The organism is Streptomyces sp. NPDC008137, from assembly GCF_042957035.1.
In the GTDB taxonomy this organism is placed as follows: Bacteria; Actinomycetota; Actinomycetes; order Streptomycetales; family Streptomycetaceae; genus Streptomyces.
Genome location: NZ_JBIBHN010000007.1, coordinates 90,946 through 113,780 on the forward strand (window position 1 = coordinate 90,946; position 22,835 = coordinate 113,780).

Annotated in this window: 16 protein-coding genes; 9 read left to right on the top strand and 7 right to left on the bottom strand. The window is 72.1% G+C overall.

The window, feature by feature from the left end; genetic code table 11:
- The first annotated feature begins 85 nt into the window (after window positions 1-85).
- Window positions 86-3,130: an AAA family ATPase gene (locus ACFZBT_RS13930; protein ID WP_391102945.1), complete on the top strand. Its 3,045-nt coding sequence runs from the start codon at window positions 86-88 to the stop codon at window positions 3,128-3,130.
- Window positions 3,131-3,178: 48 nt separating this feature from the next.
- Complete coding sequence (locus ACFZBT_RS13935) at window positions 3,179-3,361, top strand: DUF6191 domain-containing protein (RefSeq protein WP_391102531.1); 183 nt, start codon at window positions 3,179-3,181, stop codon at window positions 3,359-3,361.
- A gap of 7 nt (window positions 3,362-3,368) precedes the next feature.
- Here ACFZBT_RS13935 and ACFZBT_RS13940 read toward each other — a convergent pair whose 3' ends face one another.
- Together ACFZBT_RS13940 and ACFZBT_RS13945 are read right to left on the bottom strand one after the other, a co-directional pair.
- Window positions 3,369-4,574 carry a PQQ-dependent sugar dehydrogenase gene (locus ACFZBT_RS13940; protein ID WP_391102533.1) on the bottom strand — a complete coding sequence of 402 codons (1,206 nt, stop codon included), beginning with the start codon at window positions 4,572-4,574 and terminating at the stop codon, window positions 3,369-3,371.
- 97 nt (window positions 4,575-4,671) lie between these two features.
- Window positions 4,672-5,667, bottom strand: coding sequence for an aldo/keto reductase (locus ACFZBT_RS13945; RefSeq protein ID WP_391102535.1), 996 nt, complete (start codon window positions 5,665-5,667; stop codon window positions 4,672-4,674).
- Window positions 5,668-5,744: 77 nt separating this feature from the next.
- Between ACFZBT_RS13945 and ACFZBT_RS13950 the strand changes: the two genes are divergently transcribed.
- The 6 genes from ACFZBT_RS13950 to serA all read left to right on the top strand — a co-directional run bounded on the left by ACFZBT_RS13950 (window position 5,745) and on the right by serA (window position 15,663).
- Complete coding sequence (locus tag ACFZBT_RS13950; protein ID WP_391102537.1) at window positions 5,745-6,695, top strand: NAD(P)-dependent oxidoreductase; 951 nt, start codon at window positions 5,745-5,747, stop codon at window positions 6,693-6,695.
- A gap of 346 nt (window positions 6,696-7,041) precedes the next feature.
- Entirely contained in the window at window positions 7,042-10,059 is a 3,018-nt protein-coding gene (locus ACFZBT_RS13955; protein WP_391102540.1) for an EAL domain-containing protein, read from the top strand.
- A gap of 225 nt (window positions 10,060-10,284) precedes the next feature.
- On the top strand, window positions 10,285-12,135 hold the full coding sequence (locus ACFZBT_RS13960; RefSeq protein WP_391102542.1) for an acetolactate synthase large subunit: 1,851 nt from the start codon (window positions 10,285-10,287) through the stop codon (window positions 12,133-12,135).
- Window positions 12,136-12,156: 21 nt separating this feature from the next.
- A complete protein-coding gene (ilvN, locus tag ACFZBT_RS13965) occupies window positions 12,157-12,681 on the top strand; it encodes an acetolactate synthase small subunit (RefSeq protein WP_003993148.1) in 525 nt (174 codons plus the stop codon).
- A 121-nt stretch (window positions 12,682-12,802) separates the two neighbouring features.
- On the top strand, window positions 12,803-13,801 hold the full coding sequence (ilvC, locus tag ACFZBT_RS13970; protein ID WP_391102545.1) for a ketol-acid reductoisomerase: 999 nt from the start codon (window positions 12,803-12,805) through the stop codon (window positions 13,799-13,801).
- 272 nt (window positions 13,802-14,073) lie between these two features.
- Complete coding sequence (gene serA, locus ACFZBT_RS13975) at window positions 14,074-15,663, top strand: phosphoglycerate dehydrogenase (protein ID WP_391102547.1); 1,590 nt, start codon at window positions 14,074-14,076, stop codon at window positions 15,661-15,663.
- 19 nt (window positions 15,664-15,682) lie between these two features.
- On the opposite strand, the gene ACFZBT_RS13980 is transcribed toward serA, so the two are convergent.
- Window positions 15,683-17,224, bottom strand: coding sequence for an MFS transporter (locus tag ACFZBT_RS13980; protein ID WP_391102549.1), 1,542 nt, complete (start codon window positions 17,222-17,224; stop codon window positions 15,683-15,685).
- Between the two features lie 99 nt (window positions 17,225-17,323).
- On the opposite strand from ACFZBT_RS13980, the gene ACFZBT_RS13985 reads away from it, so the two are divergent.
- A complete protein-coding gene (locus tag ACFZBT_RS13985) occupies window positions 17,324-17,908 on the top strand; it encodes a TetR family transcriptional regulator (protein WP_391102551.1) in 585 nt (194 codons plus the stop codon).
- On the opposite strand, the gene ACFZBT_RS13990 is transcribed toward ACFZBT_RS13985, so the two are convergent.
- Genes ACFZBT_RS13990 through ACFZBT_RS14005 form a run of 4 tightly spaced genes read right to left on the bottom strand, consistent with a single transcriptional unit; the run spans window position 17,862 to window position 22,765 of the window.
- Entirely contained in the window at window positions 17,862-18,575 is a 714-nt protein-coding gene (locus ACFZBT_RS13990) for an ATP-binding cassette domain-containing protein (protein ID WP_391102553.1), read from the bottom strand. The genes ACFZBT_RS13985 and ACFZBT_RS13990 overlap by 47 nt on opposite strands.
- Window positions 18,572-19,540 (bottom strand): oligopeptide/dipeptide ABC transporter ATP-binding protein, encoded by a 969-nt coding sequence (locus ACFZBT_RS13995; protein WP_391102555.1) that lies wholly within the window; start codon window positions 19,538-19,540, stop codon window positions 18,572-18,574. Before ACFZBT_RS13995 ends, ACFZBT_RS13990 begins: the two co-directional genes overlap by 4 nt.
- Window positions 19,530-21,275, bottom strand: coding sequence for an ABC transporter permease subunit (locus ACFZBT_RS14000; protein ID WP_391102557.1), 1,746 nt, complete (start codon window positions 21,273-21,275; stop codon window positions 19,530-19,532). Before ACFZBT_RS14000 ends, ACFZBT_RS13995 begins: the two co-directional genes overlap by 11 nt.
- Complete coding sequence (locus ACFZBT_RS14005) at window positions 21,272-22,765, bottom strand: ABC transporter substrate-binding protein (protein WP_391102559.1); 1,494 nt, start codon at window positions 22,763-22,765, stop codon at window positions 21,272-21,274. Before ACFZBT_RS14005 ends, ACFZBT_RS14000 begins: the two co-directional genes overlap by 4 nt.
- Window positions 22,766-22,835 lie beyond the last annotated feature (70 nt).

The following is a 22,835-nucleotide window of genomic DNA, read 5'->3' on the forward strand; positions in this document are numbered from 1 at the left end:
CGGGGCGGCACCGGCCGGAGCGGCTGCCGTCGGTGTCCTGGCCGTTCCCCGGAAAACCGGTGCCGTCGTGTCGGACGCGCATGCGATGCTCGGGGCCGTGGAGACCAGGTCCGTCAGCCCCGTGTTCGTCGGCCGTGCCGAGGAGTTGGGCACGCTGCACGACGCCCTCGCCCGATCCCGGGAGGGCGAGCCGCAGGCCCTGCTCATCGGCGGGGAGGCCGGAGTCGGCAAGACCCGCCTGGTCGAGGAGTTCGCCACCGCCGCCCGCCGCCGGGGGGCGGTGGTCGCGCTCGGCGGCTGCGTGGAGATCGGCGCCGACGGACTGCCCTTCGCGCCGTTCTCCACCGCGCTGCGCGCCCTGCGCCGCGAACTCCCCGGCGAGCTGGCCGCCGCGGCCGCCGGACAGGAGGAGGAACTGGCCCGGCTGCTTCCCGAGCTGGGCGAGTCGGGCACCGGGCGGCACGACGAGGACGGCATGGCCCGCCTCTTCGAGCTCACCGCGCGCCTGCTGGAGCGCGTCGCCGCCGATCACACGGTCGTCCTCGCCCTGGAGGACCTGCACTGGGCCGACGCCTCCACCCGCCACCTGCTCGCCTATCTCTTCCGGACACTGCGCACCGGCCGCCTCGTCGTCCTCGCCACCTACCGCTCCGACGACATCCACCGCCGCCATCCGCTCAGGCCCCTGCTCGCCGAACTCGACCGGCTCCGCACCGTCCGCCGCGTCGAACTCGCCCGCTTCAGCCGCGAGGAGGTGTGCCGTCAGGTCGCCGGCATCCTCGCCACCGAACCCGACCCGGACCGGATCGACGCGATCTTCGAACGCTCCGACGGCAACGCCTTCTTCGTCGAGGAACTCGCCGTCGCCGGCCACGAGGGCTGCCGCACGGGCCTGACCGACTCCCTGCGCGACCTGCTGCTCGTCCGCGTGGAAGGGCTGCCGGAGACCGCCCAGCAGGTCGCCCGGATCGTCGCCGAGGGCGGCTCCACCGTCGAGTACCGGCTGCTGGCCGCCGTCGCCCGGCTCGCCGAGGACGACCTCATCGAGGCGCTGCGGGCCGCCGTGAACGCGAGCATCCTCGCCCCCGCACCCGGTGGCGACGGCTACCGCTTCCGCCATTCCCTGGTCCGCGAGGCCGTCAGCGACGACCTGCTCCCCGGCGAACGCGCCCGCCTCAACCGCCGCTACGCGGAAGCCCTGGAGGCCGACCCGACCCTCGTCCCCGCCGACCAGCGCGCGGCCCGCCTGGCCAGCTACTGGTACCACGCCCACGACCCCGCCAAGGCCCTGCCGGCCGTCCTCGACGCAGCGGTCGAGGCCCGTCACCGCCACGCCTACGCCGAGCAACTGCGGCTGCTGGAAAGGGCCATGGAACTGTGGGACACCGCGCCCGAAGCCGTGCGGAGCACCCTGCGCCCCGTCGACTGCGCCGAGGTCTACCCTCCCTGCGGCTGCCACCCGGCCACCACCGCGCTGCGCCACCTCGACCTGCTGGCCGAGGCCGCCGTGGCCGGACGGCTCTGCGGGGAGCGCGAACGCGCCCTGAAGATCACCAAGCGGGCGCTGCGCCTGCTGGACGACGAGGACGACCCCCTGCGGGCCGCCTGGTTCTGGATCCAGCGCTCCCGGCTGGTGCAGAGCCTCGCCCGAGGTGACGGCTGGAAGGAGATCGCCACCGCGCAGGAGCTGGTCCGGGGCCTGCCGCCGTCCGAGGTGCACGCCGAGGTGCTCGCCCTTGCCGCGCACTGGTCGATGCTCCACGAGCCCGGCCCGGAGGCCCTGACGGCCGCCGAGCGGGCCGTCGAGTACGCGCGCATGGTGAACGCCGACGACATCGAGTCCAATGCCCGTCTCACCCTCGGCGGCCTCATGGTCGACGCCGGGCAGACCGAGGCCGGGCTCACGCACATGTACGAGGTCAGGGACGAGGTGGTCGCCCGGAGCCTCGCCTCGATCGTGGGCCGCAGCCATGTGAACCTGCCCCACGCCCTCGAAGGCGTCGGCCGCTCCCAGGCGTCCGTCGAGATCCTGCGCGAGGGACTGCGGCTCACCAAGGCGATGGGGCTGCGGGTCGCCGAGGCCTGGATCTGGAGCAACCTCGCGGAGTCGCTCATCTCGCTGGGCCGCTGGGACGAGGCCGCCGAAGCCGCGGGCAACGCCCAGCGGCGCGGTCAGACGGCGGGGCCGCACGGCTCCGGCGCCAACAGTCTGGCGTTCCTCGCACTCGCCCGCGGCCAGGTCCACGAGGCCGCCCGCCATCTCGCCGAGGGCCGCGCCGCCTACGGCCCGCTCGACCCCATGCCGCAGCACGAACTCCCGGTCTCCTGCCTCACCGTCGCCGTCGCCGCCGCAGAGGGCCGCCTGCCCGACGCCCGCGCCGAACTGGCCCGCACCCTGGAGTCCGGCTTCCCGCCCGGAACCCAGCGCTACGCCTGGCCGCTGCTGCTCGAAGCCGCCATCGCGGAGGCCGAGGCGCGCGCCCTGCCCGCCGCGCGGGACGGCCGCGCCGAGGCCCTCACCGCCATCCTCAGGACCACCAAGCGCCTGACCACCAACGCCCCCGTCTGGCTCGCCCACGAGCAGTGGGTGCGCGCCGAACTCCAGCGCGCAGAGGGCCGGAGCACCCCGGACACCTGGTCGCGGGTGGTCACCGCCTTCGAGCCCCTGGAGCGGCCCTACGACCTGGCCCGTGTCCGGTACCGCCTGGCCGAGTCCCTGCTGACGGGCGGCGGCGAGGACGAGCGCGACCGCGCCACGGAGCTGCTGCGCCTCGCCCACGCCGTCGCCCGCCACCTCGCCGCCGGGCCCCTGGCCGAGTCCGCCGCCGCGCTCGCCCAGCGCGCCCGCCTCCCGCTCACGCCCGTGTCGAAACCGGCCCTCGCCCCCGCCGACCCCGCTGAGGCCCTCGGCCTCACCAGCCGGGAACGGGACGTGCTGCGCCTGGTCGCCGTCGGCCACACCAACCGCCGGATAGCGGAGGAACTGTTCATCTCACCGAAGACCGCGAGCGTCCACGTCTCCAACATCCTGGCGAAACTCGGTGTCTCCGGGCGCGGCGAGGCGGCGGCGGTGGCGCACCGGCTGGAACTGTTTCCGGCGGAATCCGTCCTGCCCGGTCCGGCGGGCTGAGGCATACGCTGTAAGGGACGTCGGGGGAGTCGTGGCCAGGGAGGCCTTGTGTTCAATGTGTTCGAGGAACTGTTCTCACCCGGCCGCAAGCACACCCGTGACGAGCAGAACCGCCTGGAACTGACCCGCGAGGACACCGGCGACGGCGATCCCGGACGCGGCCCGATAGACCTGTCGTCCGGGAAGGTCGTCGTACGCCCGCCGCGGGATCCGGAGACCCCCGAGGAGTGAGCGGGGGCTACCTCACCCGCAACTCCAGAATCCGGTCGTCCCCGTCCTCCGGGCTGCCCCGGCCGTCGGTGTTGCTGGTCACGAGCCACAGCCGGTCGCCGCCCGCCGGCACCACCGTGCGCAGCCGGCCGTACTCGCCGTCCAGGAAGGCCTGCGGCTCGGCCGAGGCCTCCGTACCGCTCAGCGGGACGCGCCACAGCCGCTTGCCGCGCAGGCCCGCCATCCAGATGGAACCCTCGGCGTAGGCGATGCCGCTGGGGGACGCCTCGGCCGTGCCCCACTGGTCGATCGGGTTGTGGAAGTCCCCGTCGCCCGACCTGCCCTCGGCCTCCGGCCAGCCGTAGTTGTCGCCCGGCTTGATCGCGTTGAGCTCGTCCCAGGTGTCCTGGCCGAACTCCGAGGCGAAGAGCCGCTGCCTGGTGTCCCAGGCGAGGCCCTGCACATTGCGGTGGCCGTACGAGTACACCGGCGAGCCGGGGAACGGGTTGCCCGGCGCGGGTTCGCCCTCCGGGGTCAGGCGCAGGATCTTGCCGCCCACGGAGCCCTTGTCCTGGGACAGGCCGGTGTCGCCGCTCTCGCCCGTGCCGGCGTAGAGCATCTTGTCCGGGCCGAACTCGATCCGGCCGCCGTTGTGGATGAAGCCCTTGGGGATGCCCTTGAAGACCGTGTCGGGAGCGCCCAGCTGCTCGCCGGAGGGCTTCTTCTCGTCGTACAGCATCCGGACGATCCGGTTGTCCGAGGCCGAGGTGAAGTACGCGTAGACCATGCGGTCCGAGGCGAAGTCCGGTGACAGGGCGATGCCCAGCAGGCCGCCCTCTCCGGCGGCGGACACGCCCGGCACCTCGCCCAGCTCGGTCTTCTTCCCGGTCTTCTCGTCGACCCGGACGATCGTCCCGTCGTCCCGGGAGGAGACGAGCAGACCGCCGCCCGGCAGCGGGGCGAGGCCCCACGGGGAGTCCAGGCCCTCGGCGACGGTGCGCACCACCTTCACCGAGCCCTTGGCCGGAGGTGTTTCCTCGCCGGCCTTCCCCGGCGGCGCGGAGGACTGCGGTGCCGTACGGCTCGGGGACGCCCCCTCGTCCGAGCCGGACGGTCCTCCGCCGTCGGAGGAGCAGCCGGCCGTCAGCAGGAGCGCGGCGGCGGCCAACACGGACGGCACGGCTCGACGTTGCACGATCATGGTCCCTTCGACGCGGCGGGTTCTCCCTGTCATACACCGCTCGCGCCTCACAAGTTCCCGATCGCCGAACCCCGAACCGAGAACAGGGGGCCTGGCCGGGTTTGTGCCGTGGCCCCGGGGCCGGATCCGCTCAGTCCCACGACCCCTGGGCCCGGGGCAGCACCGCGACCTCCCGCAGATTGTCCGGTGTCAGGCGCAGGTTCGCCGCGGCCGCGTTCTCGGTGACCCAGCGCTCCTGCTTGGTGCCCGGGACCGGGACCACGTGCGGGCCCTGGGCGAGTATCCAGGCGAGGGCGACCTGGGCGGGGGTGACGTGCTCGCCGTGGCGGCGGGCCACGCGGCGCAGGCCCGCGACGATCGGCTGGTTCGCGGCCATCATCTCGCCCGTGAAACGGGGGTGCCGGGCACGCAGGTCGTCCGCCTCGAAGCCCGCGCCGGTCCGCAGCCTGCCGGTCAGATAGCCGTTGCCGAGCGGCATCGCGGCGAGGAAGCCGACGCCCCGCGTCTGGCACCACGGCAGCAGGGTCTCCAGCGCCTCGGGCGACCACACCGACAGCTCCGCCTCCACCGCGCTCACCGGGAAGACCTGCTGCACCCGCTCCAGCTGCCGTATCGTCGCGTCGTGCGGCCGGCTCCCGCGGCGGCCGGCCCGGGCGCCGACCGCGCACAGGCCCAACGCCCGTACCTTCCCGGCCTGTACGAGCTCCGCCATCGCGCCCCACGTCTCCTCGACGGGCACCTCCGGGTCGGCCCGGTGCAGCTGGTAGAGGTCTATGACATCCGTCTGGAGACGCCGCAGCGAGGCGTCGCAGGCACGTTTCACATACCCCGGGCGGCCGTTGGCGACGATGTGCTGGTCGCCCACGAGCAGACCGACCTTGGTCGACACGAACGCGTCGGACCGGCGCTCCTTCAACGCCCGCCCCACCAGCAGTTCGTTGGTGAAAGGGCCGTACATGTCGGCCGTGTCCAGCAGGGACGCGCCGAGGTCGAGGGCCCGGTGCACCGCCCTGAGCGACTCGTCACCACGCTGCCGAGACGTGCTGTAGGCCCAGCTCATCGGCATGCACCCGAGTCCGACGGCCCCCACCGCGAGCGCCGCCGCGCCGATCGTCCTGCGCTCCACCTGGTCGTGACCCTCCCTGTTCCGGCCACCCCAACCTAACCTCTGCCGTCGCACGCTCCTGACATAGCCTCCAGAGCATGACTGCTGACGTGTGGCTGCCCATCCCGCCGGACGAGATCGAGGGGCTCCCCGAGGGCCCCGCCTACCGCTACTGGAACGGCGGGGACGACTTCCCCGCGGACCCGGCGGACTGCGCCTTCTACGTCGTCCCCTACATGAAGCCCAGCCCGCTGTGCGTGCGCCCCATGCCGCGGATGACCCACGTCCAGGTCGTGCAGACCCTCTCCGCAGGGATCGACCACGTGCAGCCCGGGCTGCGGCACCTGCCTACGGGCGTGCGGCTGTGCAACGCGCGCGGAGTGCACGAGGCCAGCACCGGAGAGCTCACCCTCGCGCTGATCCTGGCCTCGCTGCGCGGAATCCCCGACTTCGTCCGCGCGCAGGACCGGGGGGAGTGGCTCGGCGGGTTCCGGCCCGCGCTCGCCGACAAGAACGTCCTCATCGTGGGATACGGATCGATCGGGGCGGCCATCGAAGACCGGCTCGTGCCGTTCGAAGTGGCGCGGGTGGCGCGCGTCGCGCGCTCCGAGCGCACCACGGCGCGCGGTCCGGTGCATCCGCTCACCGAACTCGCCTCCCTGCTCCCGGAAGCGGACATCGTCATCCTGTCCACGCCGCTCACCGAGACCACCCGGGGCCTGGCCGGGGCCGACTTCCTGTCCCGGATGAAGGACGGCGCGCTCCTGGTCAACGTGGCCCGCGGTCCCGTCGTCGACACCAAGGCCCTGCTCGCCGAGGTGGAGACCGGCCGCATCACCGCCGCCCTCGACGTCACCGACCCGGAGCCCCTGCCGCGCGAACACCGGCTGTGGCGTGCGCCGGGGGTACTCATCAGCCCTCATGTCGGCGGACCCACCTCCGCGTTCCTTCCGCGCGCCAAGCGGCTCCTGGTGGACCAGTTGCGCCGTTATGTGAACCGGGAGCCGCTGCGCAACGTGATCCTTACGACGGGTGCCTCAACAGACTGAGCCGACCTCGGGTACCGTCCGCAATCCTTCGGGTGCGGTGGGTACTCATATATCTGTTGATCGTCACGGAGCGTAGAGAACCTATGTCCCTGAGTGACGAGACTGGTGTATCGTCCCGACAGGGGCAGCGCCGGGGGACCTTCGGCGCCGGGGACGGACACTTCGGACTGTGAGGGGGGCGACAGGCGATGCACGGCCTTTGGACGAGCGATCCGACGGGACGGGGCGGCCGGCGGCGACCCTGGCGGACGGCCGCGTTCAGACGCGGTCACCACGCCGATCACGGCGGCCACCACACCCACCACAGTGATCACCATCAAGGGGCGGCGCGGACCGGGAGGGTCCGGTGAGCGCGCCCCCGACCCCCATGCTGGACGGAGCGCTGCGGGCACAGCCTCCGTCGCCAGGGGTGCTGCTGCCCCGTGCGCCGGCCTCCGGTCAGCGGCCGGGCCTGGCCCTCCAACTGGTCCTCGCCCTGGTCTGCGCGGGATACGCCGCCGGTTCCGCGCTCGGCTGGGGCTCGTACCAAGTGGCTCTCATCATGGGCGACTTCGGGCTGAGTGCCGCGGCGGCCACCGCCGCCGTCTCGTGCTTCCTCTACGCCCGCAACCGCCGTACCCGCTTTCGCCCCGCCTGGCTGCTGTTCGGCCTCTCCTCGGCCATGGCAGCCCTCGGCAACCTGGTCTGGGGGTGGTACGAGGTGGTCCTGGGACTGCCCGTGCCCAGCCCCAGCTACGCCGACCTGTTCTTCCTCTGCTTCGCGCCGCCCGCGATCGTCGGACTGCTCGTGCTCGCCAAGCGGCCGGTGTCCAAGGCCGGCTGGGTCTGTCTCGGGCTGGACGCCTGGCTGATCGGCGGCTCCCTGCTCACCCTGGCGTGGAGCCTCGCCCTCGCCCAGGCCGCGAAGTCGGAAGGGCCCGGCGTGGCGCACATCGCGCTGTCGCTGGCCTACCCGCTGCTCGACATCGCGCTGGTCAGCATGGTCCTCGCGCTGCACTTCAGGCGGTCCGCGGGGAACCGCTCCGCGGTCAACACCGCCATCGGCGCGCTCGCTCTGACCGTGATGTGCGACGCCCTCTTCACCTCGCCGCTGATGCACCACGACTACCGCTCCGGCCAGCTCCTCGACGCGGGCTGGTTCGCCGGCTCGCTGCTCCTGGCGTACGCCCCGTGGGCCGCGCCCCGCCCGCCGGACACCGACCGGCACGGCCCGGACCGGCAGAGCACGGCGGGGCACACACGCGTGGTGCACGAGCATGTCCCCGGGCAGCGCGGCGGGCAGCACCACCACCAGCCGGCCACACCCGGGGGCGAGCCCCGCCGGTATCCGGCCGTCCGGCCCATCTCCGGCTCCCTCGCCGCCCTCACGCCGTATCTCGCGGCCGCCGTGTGCACGCTGGGGATCCTCTACAACGTCCTCAACGGCCGCAGCGTCGACCGTGTCGTCCTGCTGACCGGCGGCACGGTCGTGCTCGCCCTCGTCGTGCGCCAGGGCATCATGCTGCTCGACAACATCACCCTCACCCAGGAACTGGCGCAGGCGGAGAACCACTTCCGCTCCCTGGTGCAGGGCTCCAGCGACGTGATCATGATCGCCGCGCCCAGCGGTGTCCTGAGGTACGTCTCCCCGGCCGCCGCCGGTGTCTACGGCCGCTCGGCCGAGGATCTGGTGGGCACGGAACTGGCCAATCTCATCCACCCGGAGGACCTGGGCTGCGTCGTGCACGAGGCGCGCAGATTCCTCGCCGCCGACCCGGTCGAGGAAGCCACCACGCGCATCGAGTGCCGTTTCCGGTCGGGTGACGGAGGCTGGCTGAACGTCGAGTCGACCGTCAACCGCCATCACGGCGGCCTCATCTTCAACAGCAGGGACGTGACCGAAAGGGTCCGGCTCCAGGCCCAGCTGCAGCACAACGCCGAGCACGACCCGCTCACGGACCTGCCCAACCGCGCCCTGTTCACCAAGCGCGTCCAGCACGCGCTCTCGGGCCGCCGGGCCTCCGACCGGGGCGTGGCCCTGCGGAACACGGCCGTGCTGTTCATCGACCTCGACGGCTTCAAGGCCGTCAACGACACGATCGGCCACCAGGCGGGGGACGAGCTGCTCGTCCAGGCCGCCCGCAGACTCCAGGACTCGGTCCGCCAGGGCGACACCGCCTCCCGGCTGGGCGGCGACGAGTTCGCGGCCCTGATCGTCGGGGACAACACCCGCGACCGGGCCGCCCGGGAACGGCACATAGTGGAACTCGCCGACCGCCTCAGGGCGACGCTGTCCCAGCCGTACCTCATCGACGGCAACGATGTCCGTGTCAACGCCTCCATCGGCGTGGCCTTCGCGGAAGCGGGCCTCGGCGCGGGCGAGCTGCTGCGCAACGCCGACCTCGCCATGTACCGCGCCAAGGCCGGCGGCAAGGGCCGCGTCGAGCTGTACAAGCCGCAGATGCAGCAGGACGTCGTACGCAAGGCGGAGCTGGCCACGCGCCTGCGGGCCGCGCTGCACGACGGCGAGTTCGCCCTGCTGCACCAGCCGGTGGTCTGCCTGGAGGACGGCCGGATCACATCGGTGTCCGCGCAGGCGCGCTGGCGCTCCTCGCAGGGGGTGCTCTTCACCCCGGCGGAGTTCCTGCGTGTGGCCGAGGACAGCGACAAGACCGCGGAGCTGGGCCGGTGGGTGATAGAGGAAGCCGTGGAGCAGGCCGCCGAGCGGCAGGCGACCGGGCTGTCCGTGCCGGTCGTCGTCCGGATGAGCGCCCGCCGGCTGCTGGACCGGTCGATGCCGCTCGGCTCGATCGAGGCACTGCTCACCCGGCACGGACTGCCCTCGGGGTCACTGATCATCGAGCTGTCCGACACCGGCCCGAAGGTCTCGCAGGACGAGCTGGAGCGGCGCCTCGGCGCCCTGCGGCGGGTCGGGGTCCGGATCGCGCTCGACGGATTCGGCGGCGACTGCGCGGCGATCACGGCCCTCAGGCGGCTCCCCGTCGACATCCTGAAGCTCGACCGCGCCCTGGTCGAGGGCGTCGTCGAGTCCGCCCGGCTGTACAAGATCACCAGTGGGCTGCTGCGCATCGCCACCGATCTCGGGCTGAAGTCCGTGGCCGAGGGCGTGGACCTGCCCGAGCAGGTCGTCGCCCTGCGCGCGATGGGCTGTACGCACGGGCAGGGCATGGCGTTCTCCGGACCGCTCGACGAGTACCGGCTGCGCCGGGCGCTCGCCGGCGGTCACTATCCGGTGCCCAGCGCACCGGCCGAGCCGGCGTACGCGGGCGGTGCTCCGCGGGTGTACAGCTCCGGGGTGTCCGCCGTCATCGGGGGCGGTACGGCCCTACGCTCACATAATGAGACTCCCGTCCCACCCACTTGACAGTGAGTGTGCGCCGGGGAGAGGGTCTGTGCCATGCGCACCCGAATTCTCGTACTTGGAAAGCGCGTCGGCTGACGCTGAGCCTTGACCGCTCAGTGACCCCACCCGGCGCGCTCCCCTCGCTTGCCTTATGGCACGAGGGGTTTTTTGTTGCACAGGCGCCTTACGTGCAGCAGACGAAAACCGCACAAATCTCGCAAAAAACCCTCAGCATCTGAGAAGAGAATGCCGATGACCGAGCAGGCCACCGGGGCCCATCACCCGCAGCCCCGGCCCCGATCCGGAGGACACTCCGCCCCCGAGCAGGTGACGGGCGCGCAGTCCCTCATCCGCTCTCTCGAGGAGGTCGGCGCCGACACGGTATTCGGCATTCCCGGCGGTGCGATCCTTCCCGCCTACGACCCGCTGATGGACTCCACCCGGGTGCGCCACGTCCTGGTCCGGCACGAGCAGGGCGCCGGTCACGCCGCCACCGGCTACGCGCAGGCCACCGGCAAGGTCGGCGTCTGCATGGCCACCTCGGGCCCCGGCGCCACCAACCTGGTCACCCCGATCGCCGACGCGCACATGGACTCCGTGCCGCTGGTCGCGATCACCGGCCAGGTGGCGTCGAAGGCGATCGGCACGGACGCCTTCCAGGAGGCGGACATCGTCGGCATCACCATGCCGATCACCAAGCACAACTTCCTCGTCACCAAGGCCGAGGACATCCCGCAGATCATCGCGCAGGCCTTCCACATCGCCTCCACCGGCCGCCCCGGCCCGGTCCTGGTCGACATCGCCAAGGACGCCCTCCAGGCGAAGACCACCTTCTCCTGGCCGCCCGCCATGGACCTGCCCGGCTACCGCCCGGTGACCAAGCCGCACGCCAAGCAGATCCGCGAGGCCGCCAAGCTGATCACCCAGGCGAAGCGGCCCGTGCTGTACGTCGGCGGCGGCGTGCTCAAGGCCAGGGCCACCGCCGAGCTGAAGGTCCTCGCCGAGCTGACCGGCGCGCCCGTCACCACCACCCTGATGGCGCTCGGCGCGTTCCCCGACGACCACCCGCAGCACCTGGGCATGCCCGGCATGCACGGTTCGGTGGCCGCCGTCACCGGTCTGCAGAAGGCGGACCTGATCGTCGCCCTCGGCGCCCGCTTCGACGACCGCGTCACCGGCAAGCTGGACAGCTTCGCCCCCTTCGCCAAGATCGTCCACGCGGACATCGACCCGGCCGAGATCGGCAAGAACCGTGCCGCCGACGTGCCGATCGTCGGAGACGCCCGCGAGGTCATCGCCGACCTGATCCAGGCCGTCCAGAAGGAGCACAGCGAGGGCCACCAGGGTGACTACACCTCGTGGTGGAAGGACCTGAGCCGCTGGCGCGACACCTACCCGCTCGGCTACGACCAGCCCGAGGACGGCTCGCTCTCCCCGCAGCAGGTCATCCAGCGCATCGGACAGCTCGCACCCGAGGGCACGATCTTCGCGGCGGGCGTCGGCCAGCACCAGATGTGGGCCGCCCACTTCATCGAGTACGACAAGCCGGGCACCTGGCTGAACTCCGGCGGCGCCGGAACCATGGGCTACGCCGTCCCGGCCGCCATGGGCGCCAAGGCGGGAGCGCCCGAGCGGGCCGTCTGGGCCATCGACGGCGACGGCTGCTTCCAGATGACCAACCAGGAGCTCACCACCTGCGCCCTGAACAACATCCCGATCAAGGTCGCCGTCATCAACAACGGCGCCCTCGGGATGGTCCGCCAGTGGCAGACCCTCTTCTACAACCAGCGGTACTCCAACACGGTCCTGCACTCCGGCCCGGAGGACATCAACCCGGAGGCCCGCGGCACCCGCGTCCCCGACTTCGTGAAGCTGTCGGAGGCCATGGGCTGCTACGCCATCCGCTGCGAGTCCCCGGACGACCTCGACAAGGTCATCGAGGAGGCGAACTCGATCAACGACCGCCCGGTCGTCGTCGACTTCATCGTCCACGAGGACGCGATGGTCTGGCCGATGGTCGCCGCCGGCACCTCCAACGACGAGATCATGGCCGCCCGGGACGTCCGCCCCGACTTCGGCGACAACGAAGACGACTGAGCGAGAGAGACGTAAAAGATCATGTCCAAGCACACGCTCTCCGTCCTGGTGGAGAACACGCCCGGCATCCTCGCCCGGATCGCCGCCCTGTTCTCCCGCCGCGGCTTCAACATCGACTCGCTCGCCGTCGGTGTCACCGAGCACCCCGACATCTCCCGCATCACCATCGTCGTGGGAGTGGAGGACCTGCCGCTGGAGCAGGTGACCAAGCAGCTCAACAAGCTCGTCAACGTGCTCAAGATCGTCGAGCTGGAGCCGTCGCAGGCGGTGCAGCGCGAACTCGTCCTGGTGAAGGTGCGCGCCGACAACGAGACGCGCTCCCAGATCGTCGAGATCGTCCAGCTGTTCCGCGCCAAGACCGTCGACGTCTCCCCGGAGGCCGTCACCATCGAGGCCACCGGATCCGGCGAGAAGCTGACCGCGATGCTCAAGATGCTGGAGCCGTACGGCATCAAGGAGCTGGTCCAGTCCGGCACGATCGCGATCGGCCGTGGCGCCCGTTCCATCACGGACCGGTCGCTGCGCGCCCTGGACCGGTCGGCCTAAGACCCGGAACGGGCGGTCGGCGCGCCGTCGGCCGCCCGTATTCCGAGACCCTCAGACTTCCCTTCCGCCCCCCGTCATACGGTGGGACGCAACACCTGCACTCCCGAGGAGAGAACCCAAAGTGGCCGAGCTGTTCTACGACGCCGACGCCGACCTGTCCATCATCCAGGGCCGCAAGGTCGCGGTCATCGGGTACGGCAGCCAGGGCCACGCCCACGCGCTGTCGCTCCGTGACTCGGGTGTCGACGTCCGCGTCGGTCTGCACGAGGGCTCCAAGTCCAAGGCCAAGGCCGAGGAGCAGGGCCTGCGCGTGGTGAGCCCGTCGGAGGCCGCCGCCGAGGCCGACGTCATCATGATCCTCGTCCCGGACCCGATCCAGGCCCAGGTCTACGAGGAGCACATCAAGGACAACCTGAACGACGGCGACGCGCTGTTCTTCGGCCACGGCCTGAACATCCGCTTCGGCTTCATCAAGCCCCCGGCCGGCGTCGACGTCTGCATGGTCGCCCCCAAGGGCCCGGGCCACCTGGTCCGCCGCCAGTACGAGGAGGGCCGCGGCGTTCCGTGCATCGCCGCCGTCGAGCAGGACGCCACGGGCAACGGCTTCGCGCTCGCCCTGTCGTACGCCAAGGGCATCGGCGGCACGCGTGCCGGCGTCATCAAGACGACCTTCACCGAGGAGACCGAGACCGACCTCTTCGGCGAGCAGGCCGTGCTCTGCGGTGGTACCGCCGCGCTGGTCAAGGCGGGCTTCGAGACCCTGACCGAGGCCGGCTACCAGCCGGAGATCGCCTACTTCGAGTGCCTGCACGAGCTGAAGCTGATCGTCGACCTCATGTACGAGGGCGGCCTGGAGAAGATGCGCTGGTCGATCTCCGAGACCGCCGAGTGGGGCGACTACGTCACCGGCCCGCGCATCATCACGGACGCCACCAAGGCCGAGATGAAGAAGGTCCTCGCCGAGATCCAGGACGGCACCTTCGCCCAGCAGTGGATGGACGAGTACCACGGCGGTCTGAAGAAGTACAACGAGTACAAGACCCAGGACTCCGAGCACCTGCTGGAGACCACCGGCAAGGAGCTGCGCAAGCTCATGAGCTGGGTCGACGAGGAGGCGTAAGCCTCACGGCCGAGGGGCCGGAGCATCCCCGCTCCGGCCCCTTCGGCGAACCCGGGGTAACGTCGGTGCTACGGCGTTGTCCATCCCGTCCGGCCACGGACGGGTGATCCTTCCGCAGCGGCACAGGACGACGCCAGGTGCGCCACTAGACTGCTGCACACATACATCGCGTCAGGCCCACAGCGTCGTGCGTCTCCAACGCGGCAAGCACCCCTCCACCGCCTGCGGCCGTCGGGACGGCCGTCCGCAGCACTGGACTTGTGAGGACTCACGTGAGCTCGAAACCCGTCGTACTCATCGCTGAAGAGCTGTCGCCCGCCACCGTCGACGCGCTTGGCCCGGACTTCGAGATCCGGCAGTGCAACGGCGCGGACCGGGCCGAGCTGCTCCCCGCCATCGCCGATGTGGACGCGATCCTGGTCCGTTCGGCCACCAAGGTCGACGCCGAGGCGATCGCCGCCGCGAGCAAGCTCAAGGTCGTCGCACGAGCCGGCGTCGGCCTGGACAACGTGGACGTCTCCGCCGCCACCAAGGCCGGCGTGATGGTCGTCAACGCCCCCACCTCGAACATCGTGACCGCCGCCGAGCTGGCCTGCGGTCTGCTCGTCGCCACCGCCCGCAACATCCCGCAGGCCAACGCCGCGCTGAAGAACGGCGAGTGGAAGCGCAGCAAGTACACGGGCGTCGAGCTGGCCGAGAAGACCCTCGGTGTCGTCGGCCTCGGCCGCATCGGCGCGCTGGTCGCGCAGCGCATGTCGGCCTTCGGCATGAAGGTCGTCGCCTACGACCCCTATGTGCAGCCGGCCCGCGCCGCGCAGATGGGCGTCAAGGTCGTGTCGCTGGACGAACTGCTCGAGATCTCCGACTTCATCACCGTCCACCTCCCCAAGACGCCCGAGACCCTCGGCCTCATCGGCGACGAGGCGCTGCGCAAGGTCAAGCCGAGCGTGCGCATCGTCAACGCCGCGCGCGGCGGGATCGTCGACGAGGAGGCGCTGTACTCCGCCCTCAAGGAGGGCCGGGTCGCCGGTGCCGGTCTCGACGTGTACGCCAAGGAGCCCTGCACGGACTCCCCGCTCTTCGAGTTCGACCAGGTCGTCGCCACCCCGCACCTCGGTGCCTCCACGGACGAGGCGCAGGAGAAGGCCGGTATCGCCGTCGCCCGCTCGGTGCGTCTCGCCCTCGCCGGTGAGCTCGTCCCGGACGCGGTGAACGTGCAGGGCGGAGTCATCGCCGAGGACGTCAAGCCGGGCCTGCCGCTCGCGGAGCGTCTCGGCCGGATCTTCACCGCGCTCGCCGGTGAGGTCGCGGTCCGCCTCGACGTGGAGGTGTACGGCGAGATCACCCAGCACGACGTGAAGGTGCTGGAGCTCAGCGCCCTCAAGGGTGTCTTCGAGGACGTCGTCGACGAGACGGTGTCCTACGTCAACGCCCCGCTGTTCGCGCAGGAGCGCGGGGTCGAGGTGCGCCTGACCACCAGCTCCGAGGCGTCCGAGCACCGCAACGTCGTCACCGTGCGCGGCACCCTCGCCGACGGCGAGGAGGTGTCGGTCTCCGGCACGCTGGCCGGTCCGAAGCACCTCCAGAAGATCGTCGCGGTCGGGGAGTACGACGTCGACCTCGCGCTCGCCGAGCACATGGTCGTGCTGCGGTACGAGGACCGCCCGGGTGTCGTCGGCACCGTGGGCCGCATCCTCGGCGAGGCGGGCATCAACATCGCGGGCATGCAGGTGTCGCGGGCCGCGGTCGGCGGCGAGGCGCTGGCGGTGCTGACCGTGGACGACACGGTGACCGCCGGGGTGCTGGCCGAGGTGGCGGCGGAGATCGGTGCGACCTCCGCGCGTTCCGTGAACCTGGTCTGACCTTCCCGGGGCTTCGCCCTCAAACGCCGGACGGGCTGAACTGATCAGCCCGTCCGGCGTTCTGCTGTGCGGGGACGCTCCGCAGGGTCACGGCCGCAGCCACCGCCGCTCCGGCCAGCAGCACCGTGCTGGTGATCGCCGCCGCGTGCATACCGCTGGTGAACGCCTCGCGTGCCGCCGTAGCCAGGGCGTCCCCCGCGCGCCCCGGCAGCTGCTCGGCGACGGCCAGGGCGCCGCCCAGGGTCTCGTGGGCCGGGGCGGGCGCCGAGGCCGGGATCTCATGGCGGTAGACGGCCGTACCGATGGAGCCCAGGAACGCCATGCTCAGCGCGCCACCGAACTCCGTGCCCGTCTCCAGCAGGGACGAGGCCGCGCCCGCCTTCTCCACCGGGGCGGCGTTCAGGGCCAGGTCCGCCACCTGTGACATGACGACCACGGCGCCGGAGGCCAGGACGGCGCACGCGGCCAGCAGCAGCCAGAGCGAGTCCGTGCCGGCCAGGGCCAGCAGTACGTAGCCGCACGCGGTGACCGCGAAGCCTCCGGCGACGACGTGGGCGCGGGGAACGCCCCGCTGCACCAGCTGTGCGCCGGCCACGGCCGCCAGTCCGATGGGCACCGACGGCAGCAGGCTCCACAGCGCCGCCTTCAGGGGGCCCATGTCCAGGACCGACTGGATGTACTGGGTGGTGAAGTACGCCGAGCCCATCATGCCGAAGGCGGCGACGAGGTTGAGGACGACGGCCGGGGTGAAGCCGCGGGCCCGGAACAGCTCCGGTGAGATCAGCGGGGACACCGCGGTGCGCTGGCGGTGGACGAAGAGCGCGGCGAAGAGCAGACCGAAGGTCACCGACAGCGCGTACCGCACGTCCCAGCCCTGCGACGCGAGTTCCTTCAGGCCGTAGATCACGGGGAGCACGGCCGCCATCGACAGGGGAACGCTCAGCAGGTCGAAGCGGCCGGGGCGCGGGTTCTTCGACTCGGGCAGCAGGAAGGGTCCCAGGGCCAGGAGCAGCGCCATCGCGGGCAGATTGACCAGGAAGACCGAGCCCCACCAGAAGTGCTCGACGAGCACGCCGCTCATCACCGAGCCGAGGGCGATGCCGGCCGTCATCACGCCCGACCACAGACCGATCGCCTTGGTGCGCTGTGCGGGGTCGGTGAACATCGTGCGCACCAGCGCCATCGTCGACGGCATCAGCGTCGCGCCGCCGATGCCGAGCACCGCGCGGGCGGCGATCAGGGTCTCGGCGCTGTTCGCGTAGGCCGCCACCAGGGAGGCCGTTCCGAAGGCGGCGGCGCCGAACAACAGGAGCCTGCGGCGGCCGATGCGGTCGCCCAGCGAGCCCATCGTCATCAGCAGGCCGGCCAGGACGAAGCCGTAGATGTCGAAGATCCACAGCTGCTGGGTGGCGCTCGGCTCCAGGTCGGCGCTGATCGCGGGGATCGCGAAGTAGAGGACGGAGACGTCCATCGAGACCAGCAGGAGCGGAAGCATCAGCACGCCGAGGGCCGTCCATTCGCGGCGCCCGGCGCGGGCGGGAGGGTGCGGTTCTGTCGTCATGGGCAGGACTGTACGACCGTCTTAAACGCTTGTCTAGTACGGTTGTGTAATACGCTCGTCTGGTACGGGTGTATGGATTCCGGGGTAGTGTGACGTGTCATGGGACACCGTGAGGATCTGCTCGAGGGAGCCAAGCGCTGCCTGCTGGCGAAGGGGTTCGTGCGCACGACGGCGCGTGACATCGTCAGGGAGTCGGGGACCAACCTGGCGTCGATCGGTTATCACTACGGCTCGAAGGACGCGCTGCTCGCGGAGGCGTACCTGTCGCTGGTCGGTGGGCTCTCCGACGCCTTCGAAGGGGAGGAGCCCGGGGGGAGCGACGCTGAGCCCGGCTCGCTGGAGCGGTTCCAGGAGGTGTGGTCCAACATCATCGGGACCATGCGGGGGCCCGGTTCGATGTGGCGCCTCAGTATGGAGATCGTCGCCATGGGCGACCAGTTGCCGGTGGTGCGCGACCACCTGGCGGATCAGCAGCGGGATGCCGAGCGCGCCCTGGTCGCGCTCTTCATGGGGGTCCGTGAGGAGGACGTCCCGGACAAGACCCTGGACACGCTCGGCAGGTTCTACACGACGCTGATGACGGGGCTCATCGCACAGTGGAGCTTCGACCCCGAGCGTGCGCCCGACGGCGAGGCGCTCACCGAAGGGCTGCGCCAGGTGATCGAGGCCGCTCACCGGGCGTGACGCGTCCCTCGCGCATCTCGATCACCCGGTCCGCGAAGTTTCGTACGACCGCCCGGTCGTGGCAGATGAACAGGTAGCCGAGACCCAGGTCGTCCTGGAGGTCGGCGAGCAGGTTCAGCACGCCCGCACGTACCGACGGGTCGAGCGACGACACCGGCTCGTCCAGGACCAGCAGGCGTGGGTCGCAGGCCAGGGCGCGGGCGATGCCCGCGCGTTGGCACTGGCCGCCGGAGAGTTCGTGCGGCCGGCGGTCGCCGTACGCGGGGTCGAGTCCGACCCGGTCGAGGAGTTCGGCGACGCGGGCGGGGCCGTCGGCCGGGTGCCAGCGGCCCTGGACCTTCAGCGGTTCGGCGATGGCGTCCCGGACGCGGTGGCGGGGGCTCAGCGAGCCGTACGGGTCCTGGAAGACGGGCTGCATACGGGGGCGCAGCGGACGTAGTTCGCGCTCCGGGAGGGACGTCAGCTCCCTTCCCTCGAAATGGACTTCCCCGCTCGCCGGGCGGCGCAGCTGGAGCACAGCCAGGGCCGTGGAGGACTTGCCGCAGCCGGACGGGCCGTTCAGGGCCACGGTCTCGCCGGGGGCCAGGGAGAAGGAGACGCCGTCCACGGCGGTGACCGGGCCGTAGCGGACGACCAGGTCGCGGACGTCGAGGAGGGAGTCGGTCATGCCGGCTGTCCCTCCTTCAGGAACAACTCCGTCGCGGGGTGGGGGAGTTCCTCAGGGCGATGGCAGGCGACCAGGCGTCCGGCCACCTGCCGGGGCTCCGGCTCCGTGGTGTGGCAGGAGTCCGCCGCGAGCGGGCAGCGCGGGGCGAAGGCGCAGCCCGGCGGGAGCGTGCCCGGGGCGGGCGGGGTGCCGCGCAGGGCGGGGAGCCGGCGGCCCGGGGGAGCGTGCTGCGGGAGGGATGCCAGCAGGCCTGCCGTGTAAGGGGCGCGGGGCCGGGCCAGCACCTGGTCCGCCGGGCCGAGTTCGGTGAGACGCCCGGCGTACATGACCAGCATCCGGTCGGCGTGACCCGCTACGGCCTCCATGTCGTGGGTGACCAGGACCAGCGCTGCACCGACCGCCTCCCGTTGCTCGGCGAGCAGCCGCAGTACCTGGTCGCGGCGCTCCTCGTCGAGGGCGGTGGTGGGCTCGTCGGCGACCACGAGATCGGGCTCGTTGATCGTGGCCATGGCGATCACGGCGCGCTGCCGCATGCCGCCGGAGTACTCGTGCGGATACGCCCGCGCCAGGCGTGCCGCGTCCGGAATGCCGACACGGTCCAGGGCCGCGACCGTCCGGGCCCGGGCCTCCTTGCGGGAGACCCCGGTCACCGACCGTACGGCGGCGGCGAGTTGGTCGCCGACCGGGTGGACGGGGGAGAGGGCGGACAGGGCGTCCTGCGGGACGAGGGTGATGCGGCGGCCTCGGTGGGCGGAGAGGTCCGGGGTGATGGTCCCGGTCGTGGTCGCGCCGCGCGGCGGCATGCCGAGGAGCGCGCGGGCCGTGAGGGACTTGCCCGCCCCCGACTCGCCGACGATCGCCAGGACTTCATGGGGCAGTACGTCGAAGGACAGGCCGCGCACGGCCTCGACTCCTTCGAACGAGATACGGAGATCGCTGACGGAGATCAGTGCCTCAGACTGCAACGACGGTCTCCTTCTTGACGGGGGCAGGGGCAGCCCGGCGTACCCTCCGGCCCTGCGTGAGCGCCGCGCCCGACACCGCGAGACCCGCCAGCAGGGCCAGGGCCACCGCCGGGGCGAGAGCCGCCCACGGGGCGCGTTCCACATAGGCCCGGGATTCCTCCAGCAGCAGCCCCCACTCGGGGGCGGGCGGCTGGGCGCCCAGGCCCAGGAAGCCGAGGGAGGCCAAGGCCAGGGCGATGCCCGGCAGCCGCAGCAGGGCATGGCGGGCCACCGGGCCGGCCACGGACGGCAGGACATGCCGGGTGAGGATCCAGAACGGGCTCGCCCCGATGGCCCGTTGGGCGGTGAGGAACGCCGACGCCCGCACCTCCTGCACCAGGGCCGCCGCGTGCGCGGACAGGGCCGGCCAGGAGATCAGCGCGACCGCCAGGGCCGCCCCGCCGGTTCCCGGCCCGGCGGCCGCCGCGACCAGGATGCCGACGATCACCGGCGGCAGTGCGTTGGCGATGTCCGACGCGCCCGCCGCGACGCCCGGCAGGAAGCCCAGCACGAGCGCGATCAGCAGGCCCAGCAGACAGACCGCCGTCGCCGTGCCGACCGTCGAGGCGGCACCGTGGCCGAGCCGGGCGAGCACATCGCGGCCCAGACCGTCGGTGCCGAGCGGATGCGACCAGGAGGGCGCGGCGAGACGGACGGTCGTGTCCACGGCGTACGGGTCGCGCAGCAGGCCCCAGCCGATGGTCAGCAGCAGGACGGCGGCCAGTGCCACCGGGACCGCCGGGTGCGCGCGGACCGGGCGGGCCGGCGGCAGCGTCAGCCCGGCGTCCCGCAGGGCGGGCCCCAGCAGCCGGCGCCGTACGCCCGCCGCCACCGCGCCCGCGACCAGCCCGAGCAGCAGCAGCGCGAGGACCGCGCCCTGCAGCAGCGGAAGGTCCTGCGACCGGGCCGCGCCGAGGGCCGTACGGCCGATGCCCGGCACCGCGAACACCGTCTCCACGGCCACCGCCCCGCCGGTCAGGCCGACGGCGACCATCCCGAACTGCGGGACCAGCGGCGGCAGGACGCGCCGCAGCGCCGCCCCCGCGATCCGCGCCCGGCTCACCCCGGCGCCCCGCCACAGCTCGGCCCACCGCTCGTCGAGCACGGCGGGCAGCGCGTCCGCCACCAGCCGCCCGAGCAGCCCGCCCGCCGGGACGCCGAGGGCGAGCGCGGGCAGTACCAGATACTCGGCGCTCTGCCAGCCGGACGTCGGCAGCCATCCCAGCCACACCCCGAACACCAGCAGCACCAGGGTGGCCAGCAGGAACTCGGGAAGGGCGGCCAGCATCGCGGCGAACGCCCCGGCCGAGCCCCGGCCGCGCACCAGCACCGGCGTCACCAGCGCGGCGGCCAGCAGCACCGCCACGCCGAGCGCCGCGCCCATCAGCCCCAGCGACACCTGGAGCCCGGCGAGCACGGAGGGCAGAACGTCGTGCCCCGACACCCAGGAGGTGCCGAAGTCGCCGTGGAGCAGGTCGGCGGCCCACTGCCCGAGCAGCGACAGCGGGCCGGCGTCCAGGCCGAGGTCCCGGCGGATCGCGGCCAGGGCCTCCTCGGTCGCCTCCTGCTCGGCCGACCGGGCGCGCAGCACGGTGAGCGCCGGGTCGCGGCGGGAGAGCCAGGGCAGCAGGCCGACGACGGCCAGGACGGCGATGAGGCAGAGGGCACGCGTCAGCCCGGGACCGAGGCGCCTCACTTGACGTACGTGTCGGCCGTCACGAGTTCCCGCTCACGCGGGTCGTGCGCGGCGTTCACGACACCGGCGGCATCGCCCTGGATCACGCGCTCGTGGAGCAGCGGTACGGCCGCGTCCGCGGCCAGGACCGCGGCCTCCGCCTCGACGACCGCCTTGCGGCGGGCGTCGCCGACCGGGGTGTCGGTGGCCTTCTTCAGGGCCTTGTCGGCCTCGGGGTCCTTCAGGTGCGAGAGGTTGAAGGTGCCCTCGGAGGCGAAGTCGCTGTAGAGGTACGCGGCCGGGTCGCCGGAGTCGAGGACGCTGGCGCGGGAGAGGACGAAGGCGTCGAAGCGGCCCGCGAGCGCGTCGGACTCGATGTTGGCGTACTCGCGCACGTCCAGCTTCACCTTGAACCCGGCCTTCTGGAGCTGCTGTTGCAGCGCGGCGGCGACCTCGGGCATCTCGGAGCGGTCGGTGTACGTGCCGATGGTGACGGTCTCGCCGGCCGGGTCGCCGGGCTCGGCCCGCTTGACGGGTGTGCGCAGCTCGGCGGCCCAGGGGAGGGCGGGCCCGAGCAGGCCCTCGGCGACGTCGGCGCGGCCCTCGTACACGCCCTTCACGATCGACTCGGCGTCGATCGCCGTGCGGGCCGCCGCACGGATCGAGGGGTCCTCGAAGGCGCCCTTCCCGGTGTTGAGGTAGAGGGTGTTGGTGCGCGGCATCGGGACCTCGGTGACGAGGTCCTGGTCGAGGACGGCGGCCTGTGAGACGGGGATCGCCTCGACGATGTCGGCCTCGCCGCTGCGCAGCGCCGCCGCGCGGGCGGTGCCGTCCGGGACGAACTTCACGTCGATGCCGGGGGCTTCGGCCTTCCCGCCCCAGTAGCCGTCGTAGCGGTCGAGAGCGGCGGAGGAGGTGCCATTGACCTTCGTCAGCTCGAAGGGCCCGGTGCCGGCGCCCACGGGGTCGACCGTCTTCCCCCGGTAGGCCTTCGCCGCCAGGATCGCGAGCTGCGGGGAGCTGAGCCGCTGCGGGACCAGGGGGTCCTCGGTGGCGGTGGTGACCGTGATCTTGTCGCCGCTCGCCTTCGCGGTCAGGTCCACGCCGTCGAGGATGCGGGGCTTGAGGGAGGCGGTGGCGGCCTTCGTGAGGGAGCGGACGACGGCCTCGGGGGTGAGCTTCGTGCCGTCGTGGAAGGTGACGCCCTCGCGGAGGGTGAAGGTCCAGCTCTTCCCGGACTGCTGCCACTCGGTGGCGAGCGCGGGCCGGGCGTCGCCCTCCGCGTCCAGCTTCACCAGCGTCTCGGCGGTAGACCAGCGCGACAGCTTGAACGCGTCGTCGGAGAGCGGGGAGAGTCCGGAGCGGGGTGGCTGGAGCATGGCGACGCGTATGCGTTTGCCCCCCGGCCCGGAGTCGTCCGTGGCCTGCTGGGAGCCGGTGAAGCAGCCGGTGAGCAGGGCGGAAGCCGCGGCGACGGCGGTGAGGGGGGCGAGACGGGCGGGGACGCGCACGGAACACCTCGGTCAAGGCATGGTCAATGGTTGAATGTGCCACGACCGTAGCATGATGATAATCATTGTC

Excerpts from the sequence above, each read along its gene's own strand:
- ACFZBT_RS13990 (WP_391102553.1), bottom strand. The coding sequence starts at position 18,575 with ATGACCGACTCCCTCCTCGACGTCCGCGACCTGGTCGTCCGCTACGGC.
- ilvN (WP_003993148.1), top strand. The coding sequence starts at position 12,157 with ATGTCCAAGCACACGCTCTCCGTCCTGGTGGAGAACACGCCCGGCATC.
- ACFZBT_RS13985 (WP_391102551.1), top strand. The coding sequence starts at position 17,324 with ATGGGACACCGTGAGGATCTGCTCGAGGGAGCCAAGCGCTGCCTGCTG.
- ACFZBT_RS13940 (WP_391102533.1), bottom strand. The coding sequence starts at position 4,574 with ATGACAGGGAGAACCCGCCGCGTCGAAGGGACCATGATCGTGCAACGT.
- ACFZBT_RS13950 (WP_391102537.1), top strand. The coding sequence starts at position 5,745 with ATGACTGCTGACGTGTGGCTGCCCATCCCGCCGGACGAGATCGAGGGG.
- ACFZBT_RS13960 (WP_391102542.1), top strand. The coding sequence starts at position 10,285 with ATGCCGATGACCGAGCAGGCCACCGGGGCCCATCACCCGCAGCCCCGG.
- ACFZBT_RS13930 (WP_391102945.1), top strand. The coding sequence starts at position 86 with ATGCTCGGGGCCGTGGAGACCAGGTCCGTCAGCCCCGTGTTCGTCGGC.
- ACFZBT_RS13980 (WP_391102549.1), bottom strand. The coding sequence starts at position 17,224 with ATGACGACAGAACCGCACCCTCCCGCCCGCGCCGGGCGCCGCGAATGG.